Origin of the sequence: Halobellus sp. Atlit-38R (assembly GCF_003665925.1) — an archaeon.
GTDB classification, from domain to species: Archaea; Halobacteriota; Halobacteria; order Halobacteriales; family Haloferacaceae; genus Haloquadratum; species Haloquadratum inordinatus.
Window position 1 is genome coordinate 80,893 of the sequence record NZ_QXIJ01000010.1, and the last position, 17,823, is coordinate 98,715.

General features: G+C 61.7%; 20 protein-coding genes. 13 read left to right on the plus strand and 7 right to left on the minus strand.

Translation table 11 applies throughout. The features are described 5' to 3' along the window. Window positions 1-106: 106 nt before the first annotated feature. Entirely contained in the window at window positions 107-667 is a 561-nt protein-coding gene (locus D3D02_RS13595) for a DUF2703 domain-containing protein (protein WP_121570533.1), read from the plus strand. A gap of 136 nt (window positions 668-803) precedes the next feature. On the opposite strand, the gene D3D02_RS13600 is transcribed toward D3D02_RS13595, so the two are convergent. Continuing rightward, on the minus strand, window positions 804-1,607 hold the full coding sequence (locus D3D02_RS13600; protein ID WP_121570534.1) for a bile acid:sodium symporter family protein: 804 nt from the start codon (window positions 1,605-1,607) through the stop codon (window positions 804-806). Window positions 1,608-1,630: 23 nt separating this feature from the next. On the opposite strand from D3D02_RS13600, the gene D3D02_RS13605 reads away from it, so the two are divergent. Further along, window positions 1,631-2,935, plus strand: a complete 1,305-nt coding sequence (locus D3D02_RS13605) for an RNA-guided endonuclease TnpB family protein (RefSeq protein WP_121570535.1) — start codon at window positions 1,631-1,633, stop codon at window positions 2,933-2,935. A gap of 34 nt (window positions 2,936-2,969) precedes the next feature. Continuing rightward, complete coding sequence (locus tag D3D02_RS13610) at window positions 2,970-3,155, plus strand: hypothetical protein (RefSeq protein ID WP_121570536.1); 186 nt, start codon at window positions 2,970-2,972, stop codon at window positions 3,153-3,155. On the opposite strand, the gene D3D02_RS13615 is transcribed toward D3D02_RS13610, so the two are convergent. Further along, window positions 3,149-3,946 (minus strand): BtpA/SgcQ family protein, encoded by a 798-nt coding sequence (locus D3D02_RS13615; RefSeq protein WP_121570537.1) that lies wholly within the window; start codon window positions 3,944-3,946, stop codon window positions 3,149-3,151. The genes D3D02_RS13610 and D3D02_RS13615 overlap by 7 nt on opposite strands. Window positions 3,947-4,226: 280 nt before the next feature. Between D3D02_RS13615 and D3D02_RS13620 the strand changes: the two genes are divergently transcribed. From D3D02_RS13620 to D3D02_RS13630, 3 genes are all read left to right on the plus strand, one after another. Beyond that, the gene (locus D3D02_RS13620; protein ID WP_121570538.1) at window positions 4,227-5,792 is read left to right on the plus strand and encodes an AarF/ABC1/UbiB kinase family protein; all 1,566 of its coding nucleotides are present in this window, start codon (window positions 4,227-4,229) and stop codon (window positions 5,790-5,792) included. A 229-nt stretch (window positions 5,793-6,021) separates the two neighbouring features. Next, entirely contained in the window at window positions 6,022-8,904 is a 2,883-nt protein-coding gene (locus D3D02_RS13625; RefSeq protein WP_121570539.1) for a bacterio-opsin activator domain-containing protein, read from the plus strand. A 112-nt stretch (window positions 8,905-9,016) separates the two neighbouring features. Then, window positions 9,017-9,160 (plus strand): rubrerythrin-like domain-containing protein, encoded by a 144-nt coding sequence (locus tag D3D02_RS13630; protein ID WP_121570540.1) that lies wholly within the window; start codon window positions 9,017-9,019, stop codon window positions 9,158-9,160. Window positions 9,161-9,249: 89 nt separating this feature from the next. Here the strand turns inward: D3D02_RS13630 and D3D02_RS13635 are convergent, their stop codons facing one another. The 5 genes from D3D02_RS13635 to D3D02_RS13655 form a co-directional block, all read right to left on the minus strand. Beyond that, window positions 9,250-10,089, minus strand: a complete 840-nt coding sequence (locus tag D3D02_RS13635) for a hypothetical protein (RefSeq protein WP_147435620.1) — start codon at window positions 10,087-10,089, stop codon at window positions 9,250-9,252. A 92-nt stretch (window positions 10,090-10,181) separates the two neighbouring features. Further along, a complete protein-coding gene (locus D3D02_RS13640) occupies window positions 10,182-10,892 on the minus strand; it encodes a YIP1 family protein (protein WP_121570542.1) in 711 nt (236 codons plus the stop codon). A gap of 89 nt (window positions 10,893-10,981) precedes the next feature. Continuing rightward, a complete protein-coding gene (locus D3D02_RS13645; RefSeq protein WP_121570543.1) occupies window positions 10,982-11,230 on the minus strand; it encodes a hypothetical protein in 249 nt (82 codons plus the stop codon). A gap of 173 nt (window positions 11,231-11,403) precedes the next feature. Then, window positions 11,404-12,222 (minus strand): class I fructose-bisphosphate aldolase, encoded by an 819-nt coding sequence (locus tag D3D02_RS13650; RefSeq protein WP_121570544.1) that lies wholly within the window; start codon window positions 12,220-12,222, stop codon window positions 11,404-11,406. A 177-nt stretch (window positions 12,223-12,399) separates the two neighbouring features. After that, on the minus strand, window positions 12,400-13,323 hold the full coding sequence (locus D3D02_RS13655) for an LLM class oxidoreductase (protein ID WP_121570576.1): 924 nt from the start codon (window positions 13,321-13,323) through the stop codon (window positions 12,400-12,402). 212 nt (window positions 13,324-13,535) lie between these two features. Here D3D02_RS13655 and D3D02_RS13660 point away from each other — a divergent pair, with 212 nt between their 5' ends. The 7 genes from D3D02_RS13660 (at window position 13,536) to D3D02_RS13685 (ending at window position 17,772) form a co-directional block, all read left to right on the plus strand. Beyond that, complete coding sequence (locus D3D02_RS13660) at window positions 13,536-13,748, plus strand: zinc ribbon domain-containing protein (protein ID WP_121570545.1); 213 nt, start codon at window positions 13,536-13,538, stop codon at window positions 13,746-13,748. After that, complete coding sequence (locus D3D02_RS20955; RefSeq protein ID WP_199723099.1) at window positions 13,748-13,909, plus strand: hypothetical protein; 162 nt, start codon at window positions 13,748-13,750, stop codon at window positions 13,907-13,909. Before D3D02_RS13660 ends, D3D02_RS20955 begins: the two co-directional genes overlap by 1 nt. A 124-nt stretch (window positions 13,910-14,033) precedes the next feature. Then, window positions 14,034-14,807 (plus strand): hypothetical protein, encoded by a 774-nt coding sequence (locus tag D3D02_RS13665; protein ID WP_121570546.1) that lies wholly within the window; start codon window positions 14,034-14,036, stop codon window positions 14,805-14,807. 55 nt (window positions 14,808-14,862) lie between these two features. After that, the gene (locus D3D02_RS13670) at window positions 14,863-15,513 is read left to right on the plus strand and encodes a hypothetical protein (RefSeq protein WP_147435621.1); all 651 of its coding nucleotides are present in this window, start codon (window positions 14,863-14,865) and stop codon (window positions 15,511-15,513) included. Next, the gene (locus tag D3D02_RS13675) at window positions 15,510-15,734 is read left to right on the plus strand and encodes a hypothetical protein (RefSeq protein ID WP_121570548.1); all 225 of its coding nucleotides are present in this window, start codon (window positions 15,510-15,512) and stop codon (window positions 15,732-15,734) included. Before D3D02_RS13670 ends, D3D02_RS13675 begins: the two co-directional genes overlap by 4 nt. Window positions 15,735-15,771: 37 nt before the next feature. Continuing rightward, window positions 15,772-16,980, plus strand: coding sequence for a hypothetical protein (locus D3D02_RS13680; protein ID WP_121570549.1), 1,209 nt, complete (start codon window positions 15,772-15,774; stop codon window positions 16,978-16,980). 381 nt (window positions 16,981-17,361) lie between these two features. Then, a complete protein-coding gene (locus tag D3D02_RS13685) occupies window positions 17,362-17,772 on the plus strand; it encodes a hypothetical protein (protein ID WP_121570577.1) in 411 nt (136 codons plus the stop codon). Window positions 17,773-17,823 lie beyond the last annotated feature (51 nt).

Here is a 17,823-nt window from a genome sequence, read left to right on the forward strand (position 1 = left end):
CCCGATGATCGCCGATGCGTTGCGGGAGGCGGTTTCCATACGCTAACTGCCTTTGTATCTATTTACTGACCAATATTTGGCCGGCTGGGACGTACTGGTGAGTGCAATGGACACCCCAACTGACAGTGCTGCTATCTCGATCGTCGACTCGCCGGCCGAATCGTATGCGCGACGAACAGTGACAGTAGACTTTCTGTATCTCGATACCGAATCCTGTGATCGATGCATCGGCACCGAAGCAGCCCTCGAGACGGCGCTCGAACGGATTGCTCCGATTCTCGATGTCCTTGATGTGGAGGTCGTCGTCCGCGATCTCCACGTTTCGACGTTGGCCGCTGCCGAGGCGACACAGCTCGCGGTATCACCGACGATCCGCATCAACGGACAGGACATCCAGCCCGACTATCTCGAGAACACTTGTGAATCGTGTGGTGACCTCTGTGCGTGCTCGGATGACGTCGACTGCCGACTCTGGCGATACCGTGGCGAAGAACACACGACAGCGCCCGTCGGGCTACTCGTCGAGGCACTCACGGTAGCCATCGTGTCACCACAGCCGTCGGCGGTCGACGCCTCCGACAGACAGACTGACGGAGTCTCAGCAAATGTTCGAGCGTTCTTCGAGGACCCGGAGACTGACGACACGAGTTGTGGCTGCGAGTGTTGACCGCGTTTTCCACCGCGTGGTTGAGCCTCACGCACACGCAAAAGCTATTGGTCTGAAATTTCGTAATACGACTCTCCCGAGCGGGTCGATTACGTCGCCCGGGGTGGTCCAATCTCCTAGATGACGGCCGTGAGCGTTACCTCCAGACGCGAGCGACCAGCGCGGACCCGATGACGCCGACGAACGAAAACGCGAGAACGGTCGTGAGCACGTTCGGATCAGCAAACGCAGCCGTTGCGATAAAGAGCGCGATCGCCGCATTCCGAGCGGCCGACGTCGTCGCGAGTACCTCTCGTGCACTCCGTGCCGGGCCGCCAAGCACGTAGCCCAGCAGTAACCAGACACCCACTGCGACTGCGGAGATGCCGAGTGTCCCCGTTCCGACGAGTGAGACCATCTCTCCGCTATAGACGACGGCCAACAGTGCGAGCAGACCGACGAACGAGTAGTCTGAGACCTGTTGGACCGGCGGGCGCAGGCGGTCTTCGAGGCCGGGGAGATAAAACGCCACTCCGAGGCCCGCGATCAGGGGGACGAGTTGCATCCGGAACACGATGCTACCGATTGCGATTGGGTTCACGGCGACGTCTCCGGAGATGAGCAGGGACAGTGACGCCGGAATCGTGAGAACCGACACGATCCCCAAGACGGCCATCAGCCCGCTCGCGAACGCGATGTCACTGTCCGAGATCTCGGCGAGCTTGGGGCCGAAGGGAGCCCCAGGTGAGACAGCGAGGAGTATGATAGAGATACGAGCGCATACCCCCGCCTTCCCGTGAGTGACGTGTGTTCCGACGTCCTGTCGGAACTGAGGAACGAACAGGCGGGAGTCGAGCGGACAGTATTGTGGACCAATCCGTTCTAGCAGTGCTGGGTTTCCCACGGTTTCGCTTTTTCTTTCACTTTCACTCTGGACGGCTGAGCTATATATCGATGCCATCCGAGAAATAGAGTACGGCGACGATGGGCGAGGTCACGAAAACGCTCGAACTGAAGCTTGTGGACCCAAACGTCCACAAGCGTCAGAAGCTTCGTGAGACACGGGACGCTTACCAGCAGGCACTTCAAGCCGCCTTCGCCGCTGGCTGTGACACACAGTCAGCGGCCAACGACGTGGTTGTCGAGTACGACCTGAGTGGCTACGCGAAAAACGCCCTCAAGAAGTACGTCCCACAACTCCACACCAGCTACGACACCGACGAGATTCACGACGACCACCCAGTACGGTTCACAAACGAAGGGCTGCAACTCGACCATCAACCACAGAACGCTATCGAGTGGTACCTCAAAGTCCCGCACCACGAGGATTACCACCTCTGGATTCCGGCACGCGCCAATCCCGACCAGCGGGAGTGGCTCGAAGCGCTGTACGCAGACGACGCCGAAATGGGTGAGAGTCGGCTGTTCGAGCGGGACGGAACGTGGTATCTCCATATCACCGTTACCTGCGACGTGGCCGAGCAATCTGCGGCATTCGCCGACGAGCCAACGCCTCCAGACGAGTCTGGCGAGCCCTGTCTCGCTGGGCTCGACAGGACGCCGATCGGCGTGGACATTGGAGAAGCGAGTCTCGTTACGGTGTGTCACCGCGACGAGCGCGGTTCTCCTGTTCGCCCCCGACTGTGGGCCGACGACGGCAAGGCCGTTCGTCGGCTCCGCAAAACGTACTTCACCGCCACAAGACGCCTGCAGCAGCGCGGTAGTGAGCGAATCGCAGACTCGTTCGGTGACGCACTGTGGGGCCGGATTGACGATGTGTTCCACCGTGTAACCCGCGAGGTCGTGGAGTACGCCGAGTCTGTCGAGAACCCAGTGCTGGTGCTGGAAGACCTGACGTACATCCGCGAGAATATGGACTACGGCGAGTATATGAATCGACGGTTGCACGGATGGGGCTTTGCCAAGCTCCACGCACAGGTTCGCTACAAAGCCGCCGAGAAGGGGATTCCCGTCGAGACGGTGAATCCCCGGAACACGTCGAAGGCGTGCCACGCCTGCGGTGGACACGGCTACCGGCCACGACAGGCGACGTTCAGATGCTCGAACGACGGCTGTTGGGTCGGTGAGTATCAAGCCGACGTGAACGGGGCGATAAACATTGCAGACCGCTACCGTAGTGGAGAGAGTCACCGCCGAAGCGACCGGACTTCCCGGCAGAAGGCCGGTGACGATGACTCGGCTACGGATGGGGCCTCTTTGACTGGGCCACAAGACAGCCACGCGGATGCTGAAACCCAGCAAGTGACGCGTGGACCGTATGCGTCTTGAAACCAACAGGCCGCTTCGCTCGGCCTGAAATCCCGTGGCGGGATTCCTCCGCGTTCACGCGGAGGAGGAGGTCAACCACACGTGGGTACTCGACGACGATTCCGCACGGGAAGCAGGACGATTTGCTGCGGCCACGGCCGCTCTCAACTGCACGACGACGGGCGCACGCGACACTCTCCCATCCGAATCCGACGTTCGGGCGTTTCTGAACGATCAGTGAGATGCGGACTCGACGAGACGCTCGACGGCCGCTTCGTCCACGGGATTCGTCGTCTCGGTACCGTGTTTGAGCGCCGTCCCAACGATCGCGCCATCGGCGAGCGAGAGCAGGTCGGGTGCTGTCTCGGGTGTCACACCGCTTCCGATCAAGATCGGTGCGTCGAGGTCGCGAGCATCCCGGGCCTCGACCACTTGCTCGAGGACGGTCGTATCGACTGCTTCACCCGTGCCAGCCCCGCTCACGACGACGGCGTCGGCACCGCCGCGTTCGACGAGTTCGCTCACCACTTCCGCGTAGGACCGTTCGGCAAGTGGCGCAGAATGCTTCACATCGATGTCTGCAAGAACCGCGACGTCAGCATCGAGTCGGTCACGGAGTCGCAACGTTTCGTGGGCCATCCCCTCGATGAGACCCTGATCGGTCAGCCGGGCCCCGGTGTGGACGTTCACCCTGACGAATGAACCACCCGTCGCGGCGGCGATGCCGAGTGCACTTTGCACGTCGTTTCTGAGGATGTTCACACCAAACGGGATCGACACTTCCTCGCGGAGCGCGGTTGCGAGTGCTGTAACGTCGGCCACGACGTGGCGCGGCACGCGGTCCGGATAGAAGGGAGCGTCGCCGAAGTTCTCGAGCATTATCCCGTCGACGCCGCCCGACTCGAGTGCTGTCGCGTCTCGGTGGAGTCGCCTGCGGATGTCGCTTCGGTCGCCCTCGAAATTCGGCGATCCTGGCAAGGGTGGTAGGTGGACCATCCCGATAATCGGCGTTTCGGTACTGAAGACGTCCATACGCCTCCTTGACCGCCCCGTACGTTTAATCCTACAGATCTGCTCACACTTGGTGTCCACACGATGGATACCTGCTCGAGACGGTAGAATCGAATCGCACAATGACTGCTCGGGACTAAGTTTTTCAGCTGTGAGGGAAATGTCATTATTTAACCACAGCGCGTCCGAAACGCAGTACAGGTGTCTCACTGTGGTTCCCCCGACTTCCCCCGTCGTCCGATCGGCCCCGTCCGTCAGTGCTGTGTACTGTCGACAGATTGCGGCCGCCCACCTCCAATAAATGTTCGAACTCCTCCGCCGCTACCTCTCGGTCGTGGCCCGCTTTCTGCCCTTCGCGCTGGCGTTCCTCCGTGATCGTCATCGATTCCTCCTGCTTGGGCCCGGACGTCGCGTTGACGAGGTCACCCACCGCCAGCGAGCAGAGCGGATCCGGGACACGCTGTTGGATCTCGGGCCGGCGTTCATCAAGATCGGCCAGGTGCTCTCTACGCGACCGGATCTCGTTCCGCAGACGTACGCCGAGGTGTTCGGCACGCTGCAAGACGAGATTCCGGAGGACGCCGGCGGCGACCCACAGACCGTCCTTCGAGAGGAACTCGACGACGACGTCGACCTCTCGACCCTCGAACCGATCGCCGGTGGCTCACTCGCCTTCGTGTACACGGTCCACTACGAGGGCGAACGGATCGCACTCAAAGTGCGTCGTCCAGGTGTGAAACCGCTCATCGAACGCGACCTCCGCGTGATCCGGCGACTGTTGCCCCTCATTAGCCTCCTTGTCGACGAGCGGCAGCGCTACTCGCTCCGCAATGCCGCCGACGACTTCGAGGAAATCATCCTGGACGAACTCGATTTCGACAGGGAGGGGGCCATTATGTCCGAAATCCGCTCGAATTTCGCGGACGACGACCGAGTCGTCATTCCCGCGGTTCACGAGCACCTGTCGTCCGAACGCGTGCTCGCGATGGAGTATCTGACCGGCCGGAAACTGACCGACGACGAGGCGTTCGAGGGGACCGACGTCGCACCGCACGAGATGGCGACGCGAATTATGCAGGTCTACCTGCAGATGGGCGTCGTCGACGGCGTGTTTCACGCGGACCCCCATCCGGGGAACCTCGCTGTGACAGCAGACGGCCGGCTGTTGATCTTCGACTTTGGAATGAGCGAGCGCCTCCCACCGGCCGTCCAGGAGGACATCGTCGAACTCTACCGCGCACTCGTGCGACGGGACGTCGAGACGCTCGTCGACGCGCTCATCGCGCTGGACGTCCTCGACGCGAGCGCAGACCGGACGGAGGTGCGACGCGTGCTCGAACTCGTCATCGAGAACCTCGAAGGCCAGTCCGAGGTCTCCTGGCAGACGATCATCACCGAACTGACGACGCACCTCCGGGACTTTCCGTTCCGCATTCCGCCGGACGTGATGTTGCTCATCCGCGTCGGTACCGTCGGTGAGGGCGTCTGTCGCCAGCTCGACCCGGAGTTCGACTTCCTGGCCGCCGTGCAGTCGTTCCTCGTCGAACAGGGGCTTCTCGGGAGCGAATTGGAAGCTATCCTCACAGAGTCGTGGACGGACGTCCGGCAGTCGTTTCCCGCGTTGACGCGACTCCCCTCGCGCATCGACCGCACGCTCGATCGCGTCGAACGAGGCACGTTGACAGTCCGAACCGAACCCACCGACGCGAGTGCGACGGGAGATCGCTACCTTGGTTACGCGGCACTCGCTGGCTCGCTAATCATCGCCGCCGCGATCCTCACGTTTCACGAACAGCCCTACGAGGTCCCCGCGATAGTCTTCGCATCACTCTTCGTCGTCGTGTACCTCACACAGCGACGACGGTGAGACTGCGTCTCCGTGCGTGGCAGTACGAAAGACGCGAAGATGCCGTGTAAAGGGAGAGGTGATTCGTGATACGAGCGTCGGGTGGTTCTATAGCAAACACCTTTGACGCCGACCCGTTTGACTCTAAACTATCTATGAAGTCGAAGCTCGATTCGGATTCGGACCCACGCGCGGCGCTGCCTCGCACCGGCAGCACACTACAGACGCACAGCCCCGAGGCGGCCGAATAATCGTGTCTTCCACAGCCGTACTTGATTCGTCGACCGTCTTGCTTGTCGGGACGAGCGAGTGGCTCACGCGGTTCGCAGAGACGCTCGAAGCACGGACTGACGCGACCGTCGACTCGGTTGCATCCAAAACGGCGGCACTGCGTGCTGTCAAAGCACAGGCCATCGACTGTCTCGTTAGCGAGTATACGCTGCCGGAAAGCACCGGAATCGACCTCCTCGAGGAGATCCGCACCGAAACGACGACGCTTCCGGTCCTGCTCTGCGCCACCAACGGAAGCGAAGCGATCGCCAGCGAGGCCATCGGAGCCGGCGTCACCGACTACATCGCACTCACGGACCCTGCCGAGCAGATGACCGAGGGGCTCGTCGAACGCAGCGAACGGGCGATTCGATCCGCACGACGGTCGGCTACCCAGCGGGAGCGCGCTCGCCAATTCGATGCGAGCTTTCACGATGCGCGGACCGCGACGTGGGTTCTGGACGCGGATGGGACTCTCGTTCGGGTGAATCAGACCGCAAGAGAGATGATCGACGAGCAGATCGACGCGATCGTCGGCGAGCCATTCTGGACGCTCCCCTGGTGGTCCCAGTCGGGCGCGATCAACGCAGACGTCCAACAACTGGTGGAACGGGCCCTCGACGGGAGATTCGGCAAGGCGGTCGTCCTACAGCCCCCACACGGTGACGATCCGCGCGTTATCGACCTCTCGGTACGCCCCGTCAAGAACGAACGCGGGGACCTCGCCTCGGTTGTCGTCGAAGGCGTCGACATCTCCGAACGGGTCGATCTCGAACGTGATCTCCGGCAATCAGAAGAGCTCCACCGGGTCACGCTCAACAATATGACCGACACGGTCCTCATTACGGACGAGGCCGGTGAGTACACCTACGTCTGTCCCAACGTTCATTTCATATTCGGGTACACAGCCGAGGAGATCCGAGAACTCGGAACGATCGAGGAACTGCTCGGCGAGGACCTCTTCGACCGGGAGGAACTCGCGGACGACGGCGTCCTCAAGAACATCGAAACGACAGCGACTGACAAAGCCGGGCGCGAGCATACACTCCTCGTCAACGTTCGCGAGGTCTCGATTCAAGACGGGACAGTCCTCTTTAGCTGTCGGGACGTCACCAAACGCAAACAGCGCGAAGAAGCACTCGCCACGCTGCAGGAGACGGCCCGAGACTTCCTCTACGCCGAAACGCATCAGGAAATCGCCCAGCACGTCGTCGACGATACGTCCGGCGTCCTCAATCTCGACGCGAGTGCTGTCTATCTCTTCGACGCCGACGTCAACGACCTCCGACCCGCCGCACACTCGGCGACAATGGCCGAACTGAACGGGCCACTTCCCACCGTTCACGCCGACGGCGAAACGCTCCCGGGCTACAGTTTCGTCGAGGACGAAGTGCTGTTTTTCGACGATGTCCACGACGCACCTCGGCTGGAAAACCGCGCTACCGACCTCCGGAGTACGGCTTACATTCCTCTCGGCAACCACGGTGTGTTCGTCGTCGGCTCGAACCAGATCGGGATCTTCGACGACGTGACGCGGGAACTGGCCGACCTGCTCGCAGCAACTGCCGAGGCGGCTCTCGACCGCGTCACACGAGAATCTCGACTCCGGGAGCAAGACCGAACGCTGCAGGCGCAAAACGAGCAACTGACGGCGCTGAACCGCGTCAACGAGACGATTCGAGAGATCGATCAGGCGCTCGTGCAAGCTGAGACGCGCGAAGAAATCTACCACACAGTCTGTGAACTGTTAACTGCCGACGATCGGTTCCGGTTCGCTTGGATCGGGACAACCGAGCCCACGACTAACACACTCGAACCCCGTGCCTGGGCAGGAACCGAACGGGGGTACCTGGATAGTCAGTCGTTCGCCATCCAAGCGTCGGGTACAGAGCCAGCCGGCCAGGCCGCAGCGACTGGCGATGTCACGATGGTGGCCAACGTCGCTGCCGGTCTCCGCGAGGAAGTCTGGCGGAAGGACGCGCTCTCTCGCGACTACCTCTCCGTACTGAGCATCCCACTGGTGTACAACGACCTCACACACGGCGTGTTGACCGTCTACGCCCCGACCCAGGATGCGTTCGGTGAGACGACGAGGGCAGTCCTCGCCGAACTCGGCGACACGATCGCCTCTGCTCTCAGCGCGATCGAACGAAAGAACGCCTTGCTCACGACGTCGATGACGCGCGTCGAGTTCACCATCGACGACCCGACGTTCGTCCTCTCACGGCTCGCACGGGACGCGGGCTGTACTCTCTCGTATCAAGGTGGCGTCCAGCAATCTACAGAAGGGAGTTACGTGTTCGTGACCGTCGAAGACGGGGCGGTCACGAACGTGGCAAGCGCCGCCTCGCAGTCGGCCGGCATCGACGAAGTACAGCAGATCAGTACCGACGGTGCTGGAGGCGTCCTGCGACTTCGGCTCACACAACCGTTTCTCGCCTTGGACCTGGCCGACCACGGCGCCGTCTTCCGCGAAGCGACTGCGGACCCGACCACAACGACGCTCGTCATCGATATCCCGGACAGCATCGACGTCCGAACGGTGATGCAACTCGTCCGCGGGACGTTCAGCAACGTCGAACTCCGTGCCAAGCAGACGCTCGATCAAGCCACGGAACACACGCTCTACTCGAAGTTCTTGGATAAACTGACGGATCGACAACTGGAGGTGATTCAAATGGCGTACTACAGCGGCTTCTTCGAGTCGCCGCGCGAAAGCACGGGCGAAGAAATCGCGGAGAAACTCGGCATCTCTCCGCCCGCGTTCTATCAGCACGCCCGGACCGTACAGCGCAAACTGTTCACAACGCTCTTCGAGGAGAATAGTCTCCCCACAGCCCCCTCCACAGAGATGGTTGAATAACGAACCATATTTTTATCTATTGGTTTTATAATTAACCATCGAGTATACCGGCCTCCGTGTACTACGTCCGGGTAGAGTGCGCCACTTCACCGGCCGCACTCGTGAACTCACAATGAAAGACGTCGACATCAAACCGGCCGCAGAAGCCGTCTACGAGTGCTTCGAGTGTGGCAACATCCTTCTCACAGAGGAGAACCCCGGCACGTGCCCAGACTGTAGCGGACCAATGCGAAACCGCCAGATGCCGCTAGAGTAGATATTCGATCTGACTGTCGCTATTCCACCTGAATAGCGAAGAAGCCCGGGCTAGTAGCGAAATCGACCAATGTCAGGGACGGTGGTGCGTTAGCTTGTGTTCTGGGTCACGCTCGAGTCAGCCTCGACGGTGACGCTCACTTCTGACTCCCCGGCCGGAGTCCGAACGCCGTAGTTCAGTTCTCTCCCCGGATCGGCGTTTTTGCTGGTCGCCGAGACTGTTCCCTCCCCAGACTCCATCGGATCGAGTACGATATCGAACCCTTTCGGCTGGTACAGAGGGTATGAGAAGTTCACCGCGCCGCGGAACGTCCCGGGGCCATCGCCCACGTTCTCGGCGGACACCGTAATGTCGAAGGTTTTCTCAGGCGCAACTGTGTCGGGGGCGCTCGCAGTCCACTCCCACGCCGGTGGCGGCGTCGTCGCCTTCTCTGTGTCGAGTCTCCACTCCCAGGAGCCGGTACCGCGTTCCACTCGGAGCGACGGCGCTGTGTCGAGTTGGGCCGGGGTTGCGAATACGAGCCACCCCCGAGATTCGCCACCCCTTTGTTCGGATGGGTACGGTTCGCCGGGCACGTCGAGGCCGACCGGATAGCGCTCTTGGATGTCTACGGGGTCGTGGCTCTCGTCAGCGGTGACAAGCGTGAATGCGTCTCGATCCGGGGCGGGATCCGCTTCACGGGCGTCCACAGTGACGAACACGAACTGGCCGTCCGCTGTCCGGATCGCGTTCCAATCGACGTTTTCGATGTGGCGGTACGCGTACTGGACAGCCGCAGCTTCGATAGTCATCGCGGGGCGAGCAGGCGTGCCGGGCATCGTCGTAGCCGTGTCAGCCGAAGACTCGGTCCTCGTACTGGGTGTGTTGCCGACACAGCCGACGAGGCCGGTGGTTGTCAGACTCACGAGAAACGCGCGTCTGGAGGGCATCACCCGTGGATTCGGCCGTTCGCCGTAAATGTTTTCTGCGCGGTCTATTTGGTCGAGGTCGCATCCGAACTACGGACTGCGAGGATAATACGCTAGACGAGCGAGAGGATCCAAAACAGTACTGCGATGGTTCCGGCCGTGAGCGTCGCCGACCCATTGTCCAACCCCTGGCTGTGTACGAGCCCGGACCGCCAGATGATCGCACTCCAGAGCGTCGTCGCGCCGGTGAAAAACGGCTGCCACGTCAGTAGCGGTGCCAACTCCGTTCGGATCCACTCGGCCATCACCGCCGGATCGTCGCCCGTCGTTACCGTGAGCGGGTCGAGGATTACGAAGAGGACGGCCACCCCGACGACCAGACCGACGAGTGACGGGAACAGCCCCCACAGCGCGACGGCGAAGGAGGTCCCGACTCCATTCTCGCCGTTGAACGCCCAGGCGCCGACGTGAAGTGCGCCTCCAACAAGCACGAGTACGATCCCCACACCGAGAAGCGCGGGACCGATGAGCTGACCGATGGCGTCGGCGAGGATCGCGTCGATGTTTCGTTCGATCTGCGCTGGCGCATCACACCCGACGTCCATCGAGGCTGCTGCGTGCTCGCAGAACTGCTCGGATGGTCGGTTCGGGTTGTCGACCATCACGGTGCCGTCGATCCGCGCTTTGAGGACCTGTCCGACGCCCCAGACCGCGAGTGGGACCGAGATCAGGTGGAGCAGTATGAGGACCAGCGCGTGCCCGGCGTCGGGATCCCGTTCGGTGAAGAACTGCCCCGGTCGGAGGAGTGGCGTCACAGGAGGCATACGCCCAGTTTGGCGGTCGCCTGCGGAAATACTACTGGTAATTGCAACGCGCGTTTGAGTGTTAGAATTGAGGCGCTAAGTCCTCTTTCTCAGATCGAGAAAATGCCCAGTAGCGCGAGCACAGCGACACCAAATCCGGGGATGCCGAGCAGTCCGAGGTATTTCAGTTTCTCCCATCGGTAGCCGAAGAACGAGAAGAACCCAGCGAAGGCAAACCAGAACAAAAACAGCGAATTGTGCTGCTCGATTCCTCGGATCCCGATCAGGGAGAGGAAGCCGAGAAAGCCGAGCGGCCACACCGGCGGGTCATCGTTCAGGGGGGACGTATCCGTCGTCATATCGTCGAGAACGTTGTTCGTGTATAATAAATGACGGGTCGTACCGTTCTGGGGCTCCGCTTCTTCGGGTGCTCTGGACTTCTTGGTACCTACTGTCGTGACCCGTCCGAGTCGACTGGGATCCTACTTCGGGTTGAGCCCCCACAGCAGAGGGCGCCACCACTACAGTGCCGTTAGAGTTCGTCGGGGCTCTCGTCTTCGAAGATGACCGCTTCGAGTTTGTCCAACAGTCCTTCGGGGTCTTCGCGCTGGAAGATGTTTCGCCCGACTGCGAGGCCGTTTCCGCCGACTTCGATCGTCGAGTACACGTCTTCGAGGAACGCCTCGTCGCTGCGCTTCGAGCCACCGCTCATCACCGTCTTCATCCCGCCCACGACGTCTTCGAGCTGCTGCCAGCCGTCCTGCGTCCCCGGGTACTTACACTTGACCACGTCGGCGCCGAGTTCCAGGCCCAGGCGGGCGCCGTAGGCGACGACTTTCGGATCCGTCTGCCCGCTGTACTCCTCGCTGTTCTGGATGCCCTTGCCACGCGGGTAACTCCACATAACCACGGGGATGCCGTATTTTCGCGCTGCCTCCTGGACGTCGCGGAACTCCTTCCACATCTCGTCTTCGTGGGTCGAGCCCGCGTACATCGTGTATCCGATCGCGTCGGCGCCGAGTTCTTCGACAGCGTACCGCACCGAGCACTGTTTTGGCGAGTAGTAGTCGTCACGTGCCGCCAGGTTCGAGTTGCCGTTCAGCTTTACGAGCAGTGGTGCGCCATCGTCGATGCCGTTTGCTTTCTCCCAGGATCGGTAGTACTCCGCGTTGCCTTTCTGCAGCGCGATCGCCGTCACTGCATCGTGCCGCCCGACGTCGAAGACGTGGGTGGGATCGGCGCTCTTCGGCATCGGCTCGAAGTCCACCGGCCCGTGTTCGGTTCCGTGATCGTACGCGAGGATGAGGGAGTTTCCGTTCCGGACGATCGGACTGTCGTTGATATCTTCCATATTCGGGAATCTACCCATAGCGGGTTTTAATTTTCGCTATTGGCCGGCGTCGCGAAAATCTCGTCTCTGTCTGCCGAGTCCGCCGCCTCGCTGGCGTACACGGGCAAAGATTGATTTCAGGCTCCTCCGGGAGGCTGGATCTCCCCCGTGTCCCGCGGTGTCGATCCCTCCAGGTGGTTAGAGTTCGTCGATAATCTCGTCTGCGAACGTCGTCATCGCTTGCTGTGGGTTTTCGGCTTCCAACCCGACGATCACGTGATCGAGACCGAACGCTTCGAGTCGTCGGAAATACTGTCTGAACCATTCGACGCCGGCACGGTAACCGAGATGGAGATGTTCGGGGCCGGCCGCTGGATCCTCGGCGAGCGCGACGCGAACTGCGATCACGAACGGTTTGTCGCCGGCCAGCCCTCGCCAGTCGTCTAGGTGACTCTGGAGCGTGTCGTCCGGGAGGTGATAGAACAGCCAGCCGTCGCCGTGCTCGGCGATCCACTCGATAGATTGGCGGGCGTATCCCGTCGGGAGTAGCGGCAGCGTCTCGCTCGTCGGTTTCGGCACGACGTCTAGGTCACCATCCATACGCCCCCACGACCCCTCAAGCGTCGGATACTCCTCGCCCCAGAGCGCCCGGAGCGCGTCGACGTGTTCGCGAACCAGCGCGTCTCGATTATCGGGGTCGACATCGAATGCGGGATACTCGGGATCACGATCCCCGGAGGCAACCCCGAGGACAAGTCTCCCCGCCGACAGTTGATCGACGGTTGCGGCGGACTTCGCGACGTGGATCGGATGGCGTAAGGGGAGGACGATGCTCGACGTCCCGAGTGCGACGTCGTCCGTGTGTGCAGCGACGTGCGAGAGTAACGGCCACGTGTCGAAAGCGCCGCCGGCATCACCGAACCGCGGCCAGTACGTCGGGACGTCCCGCGCCCAGAGTCCGTCGAATCCGACCGCTTCGGCGTGGCTTGCGAGTCGGACTTCCTCCTCGATAGCGGGAGTTCCCGTCCGTTCGCCGGTGAGCGGGAATCCGACCCCGAAGGAGAGTCCGCTGGAGTCGAACAGTCGTCTGTAGCCGGCGTTCGCACACGCGAGATCAGTCATCAGCGTTCCTTGCTGGTGGAGACGCATGTGCGTTGCTCTCCCGACATACGCCACGCCAGCATACACTCGGTGAGATCACGTCTGACGATGTCACACCTCACTGCACCTGATGGACACCACACTACCCGAGAGTGGACAGCGGTCTGTCCGTGACTCAGAAGGACGTTTGAGCTATCCGAAACTTGATACAGTCAGTTAACCATCGTTCGTGTATGGAACCCGACACTGATCGTGGTTGTCCGAAGTGCGGACACACAGAGACCGATGTCGGCACGATTTCGACGACCGGCGGTGGTCTCTCGAAGATGTTCGACATCCAGACGAACAGCTTTAAAGTCGTCTCCTGCACGAACTGCGGCTACTCCGAGCTGTACCGAGACACGACCTCTGGGACGAGCGACATCGTCGACGTCTTCCTCGGATGATGACCACTGGCTTCGTGTTCGCCATTTTCTTCCTGCTCAGTATCCTCGGTGCGTTCATTCTCTACTCCCTCGTCAGGTCTGAACACGACCAGCGCGAAAGGATGGATCGTGAGCGTGCTGAACAGGCAGCACGCCGTGATACCGACGACAGCGAGTACTGACCACGCGTGAAGACGGCTGAACAGCGTGCCGCGATCCAAGACGACTCAGTGAGTGCCACAAACGGTAATATTGAGATTTGAGTCATTCGAGGACTTTTGAATACCCTCGCTGTAGTCGCCAGTGATGGCCCTCCAGCTATCGAGAGCGTTCACAGACGGTATCGATCGCGTTACGACGCGAACCGGTGGCATCCTGTTCGTCCTGTTGCTCGTACAGCAGTTTCTACTCTTGGCGTCGCTCAACACGGTGCTCGGCGCTCAAGTCCCACCGGCAGCGGCTGACGCCCTTGGCCTGTCGCTTCCGGTCCCGACTGCTGTCGCCAGTGTGGTTTTGATCGGCGCATTCCTGTTCAGCGCTGTCTACTTCGTGATGCTCTCGCGGGCACTGACACGGCCGAAAGCGCAACTCGCCTCGTTCCCGAGTGAGCTGTACACCCGACGTATCGGCTGGGCGAGTCTCACGATGCTCGTCGCCGGAGTCGTCTCCGCTGTGGCAACGATGATCGGCTTCTTCTTGCTGATCCTTCCGGGACTGTTCCTCGCTCCCCATTTCGTGTTTCTCATCTTCGCGGTCGGCGTCGAAGACCGCGGCGTCGTCGGGTCGCTGAAACGTTCCTGGGGGCTCGCAAAGGGGAATCGGCTTCGGCTGTTCGTGATCGTCCTCCTCATCGCGGTCAGCGGGATGCTCATTGGAGTCGTGCCGACAGTCTTCCAACTCGCTGGCGCGCCCGCACTCGGCGACGTCGCCTCCGTCTTGATCAATGGTATCCTGTACACGTTCGTCTACGGCATCATCGCCGCAGCGTACGTGCAAGTCGCCGACGATACCGGCGATCGCGGTCCTGGGAGTACTGCGGCGTCCACCACCCCGAGTGGAGGAAACAGCGCGGGACTCTGAAACAGTCTTCTGTCCCTTCGCCGGCTATTTACTGCCCGGGTGGGACCCAGAAACGATGCCCTCCAACACACCGCGGTCCACGAGGCGGCGCGTCCTCGCCTCGACGGTTGCCGCGCTGGGCTTGCCCGCCCTCGCCGGGTGCAGCGGCAGTGGCTCTGGGTCCGCATCCTCGCGTGCAGGACCCGACGCCGAACCGCCTGAAGACGCGCTCGTCGGCCCCCCACACGTCACACTCCGCGGACCGGCTACAGAACCGAACGTCGTGCGCGAGACGGCGGCCGAGAACGAAACCCCCTCGCCCGACACGGAAATCGACGACTGGGCCCACTACGTCCTCGCTAACGGGGCCGGCGCCGACGCAGTCACGTTCGCCGACGTTGACGGGGCCGACGAGGCCAGGCGGTTCCTCGAAGCGACGAACTTCGACTCCGAGACCGTCTACGTCGAGCGCCACCTCGTCGGCGAGTGCTACCGACACCAACTCTGCTGGGTCCGCTGGACCGACGAGAAGATCGAGACTGATTATGCGCGGACCCTCCGCGACGCCGACGTTGCCTGCGAGGCCGACACTCGCGTCGCTGTGACGAACCTGATCCGGCTGCCGGTCGCGCTCGACCCCGACCAGATCACCAGCCACAGCTCGGGTAGCGGTGGCGGGGCCTGCCGCCGCCCCGATGGTGAGCGCCGGGAGGAGAGCGGATCGTGACTCACGAACACTGTGAGTCGGGCGTCACTCGACGGCGACTGCTCGCGCTCTCGGGCGTCGGGACGTTGGCGTCGCTTGCCGGCTGTTCTGGAATCCTCCCAGGGGAGAGCGAGCGGACCGTCGCCGCCGACGCGCTCGCCGACGCCGTCGCCGATGGAGTGGTCTGCATAAGTTCTGAACTAGCCGGGACAAACGACGAGAACCACGACATCTCACCGTAGTCTCCCAGCATCTCCGTGCCGTGGCCAGCGTCCATCAATGGGTTCAACAGTTCTGCTGATCACTCACCCGCCGACGGTTCCGGAGACGCTCCCGATCGAGATAGAGACGTCGTTCGTCGACGAGCAGCGATCGATGGCAGAGTCCGACCTGGCGGCGGTCCCGGCTCCGTTCGACCGCGAAGAGATCCCGAACGGGGTGATTCGAGCGCGACTGAACGACACCTACGAGTCCGCCACCGACTCGATCGACCGGATCGGCGAGGCGGAGACGCCATATGGCCGTCTCGGGCGAGCGAACAGTGCGCGTGTCGACGCACACCAGGTCCGAGCGGCGTGGCGAGCGATCGCCGAGGACCTGACGCTGTCGGATCTCGAAGCGGAGGCCGCAGCTATCGAAGACGCGATCGACGAAGTCCTCGCACAGTGGTCGTACGTCGGCGACGATCCTGTCCGCGCGGTCGTTGTCCACGAGGAGATCGAGACAGAGATCCAGGCCGCACGGAACTGGGTTTCCGCGGAACCTCGACGAACCTCTCGGGATGAGGGCACAGCGCTCGACGTGGCGGACCTCGCTGAGGATCACGAGCGGGCCCGGACGAGTGTCGCGGTCGCTTCCTACGTCTTCGATCGCTTTCAGACGAGTCTCGATGCGACTGCGGAGCAGCGCTCGCGTTTCGAGGCCGCCGGTGCAGAACTCCGAGAGCAGATCCGGGCGCGGATGGGGTCGCTTCCGGCCGAAGACGTCGACAACCCGACAGCACTCGTCGACCGGGATGTCGCCGAGACGACGGGCGTGCGGGCGCTCGCCAGCTTGGGTTCCGAGGCCAGATACCACGCAGATGACGCGCTCGAAGCCGACGACGGCCAAACCCTCGCGAGCAGCATTCTCGGCGCAGCCGACGCACTGGTGAACACGCGAGCGTTCAACACGCTGCGCGAGCGGATCGACGGCGGCGACGACGTCTCCGTCGAGAGTGTTGCGGACGTCGCCCAGCTCCGGGCCGACGCGGTCGATGCCGTCGAGCAGGCACGCACCGCCGACCGCGGTGAACTACTCGTCCGCGCGATGCTCCCGTGGTACGCCAACGAGATCAGGTGGACAGACGATCAGTTAGAGCGGGAGTCGGGGTCAGTCACCCTCGATTCGGTATCGTTTGATGCTATCGACTACGTCGTCGCGGCCGAGACCTGCCGGGCGGTCGCGCCAGTGAGTGCTGACGTGGCGACCACGCTTCAGGACCCCTGATCCGAGGGTTGTCCGCTCCAATCCCTCTCCGCAAGAACCCAGACCGCCCGTGACTATCCCGCTCGCACTCTTGATCTGGTCACTTCTCGTTTGGGTGACAATCTCCAAAGATTCGATAGTGCCAATCGTCGTCGGATTCAACTGAAGCGGTAGCGCGGAGTCCCCGTCCTCAACGAGCGCGTCAGCGCGAGTAGGGCGGGGTAGTTGACGCGACTCTGTTGTTGGGGTGCTTGTGGGTACTGTCTTCTCACAAGTACAGTCGACGTGGACAATCGGCCCAGCCTCGCGAATCACTCATCGAAGTATGTTTATCTACCGATGGTTATCTCTGGCTGGGAGAGGCCGCTATATTGTAAGATCACCGGAATTCAATACCTGGTGATGGCGACGAAATCATCATCGACGAGTGGCGGCCCGATCGTCAGCCTTCCATCCCACCCGATTGGATACGTGACCATCCTCGCGGCACTGGTCACTGGGGTAGTCCACCTACTGTTAGGGCCCCAAGTGATGGGATTCAGTCAGATGATGGGAATCCTGTTCATTTTGAACGGGCTCGGATTCCTTGGGGGTATTGCACTCTATTTGAGCCGGTACTGGAACCAAACGCTCTATCTGGTTGCCGCGGGCTATGCACTGCTCACCATCATCGCTCTGTTCGGATTCCAAGGCTTCAGCGTCGAGGCCTTCTATATGCGCGGTGACCTCAATCCGATGGCCGTCGCCGCCAAGGTGGCAGAACTAGTCGTGGCTGTGGGCGCGCTCTACCTGTATTCGGAATCCGGAGCGTAAGCGACTCCCACCGCGCACTTCGCCACGAATAGGGTCGTTTCGCCGTCGGTT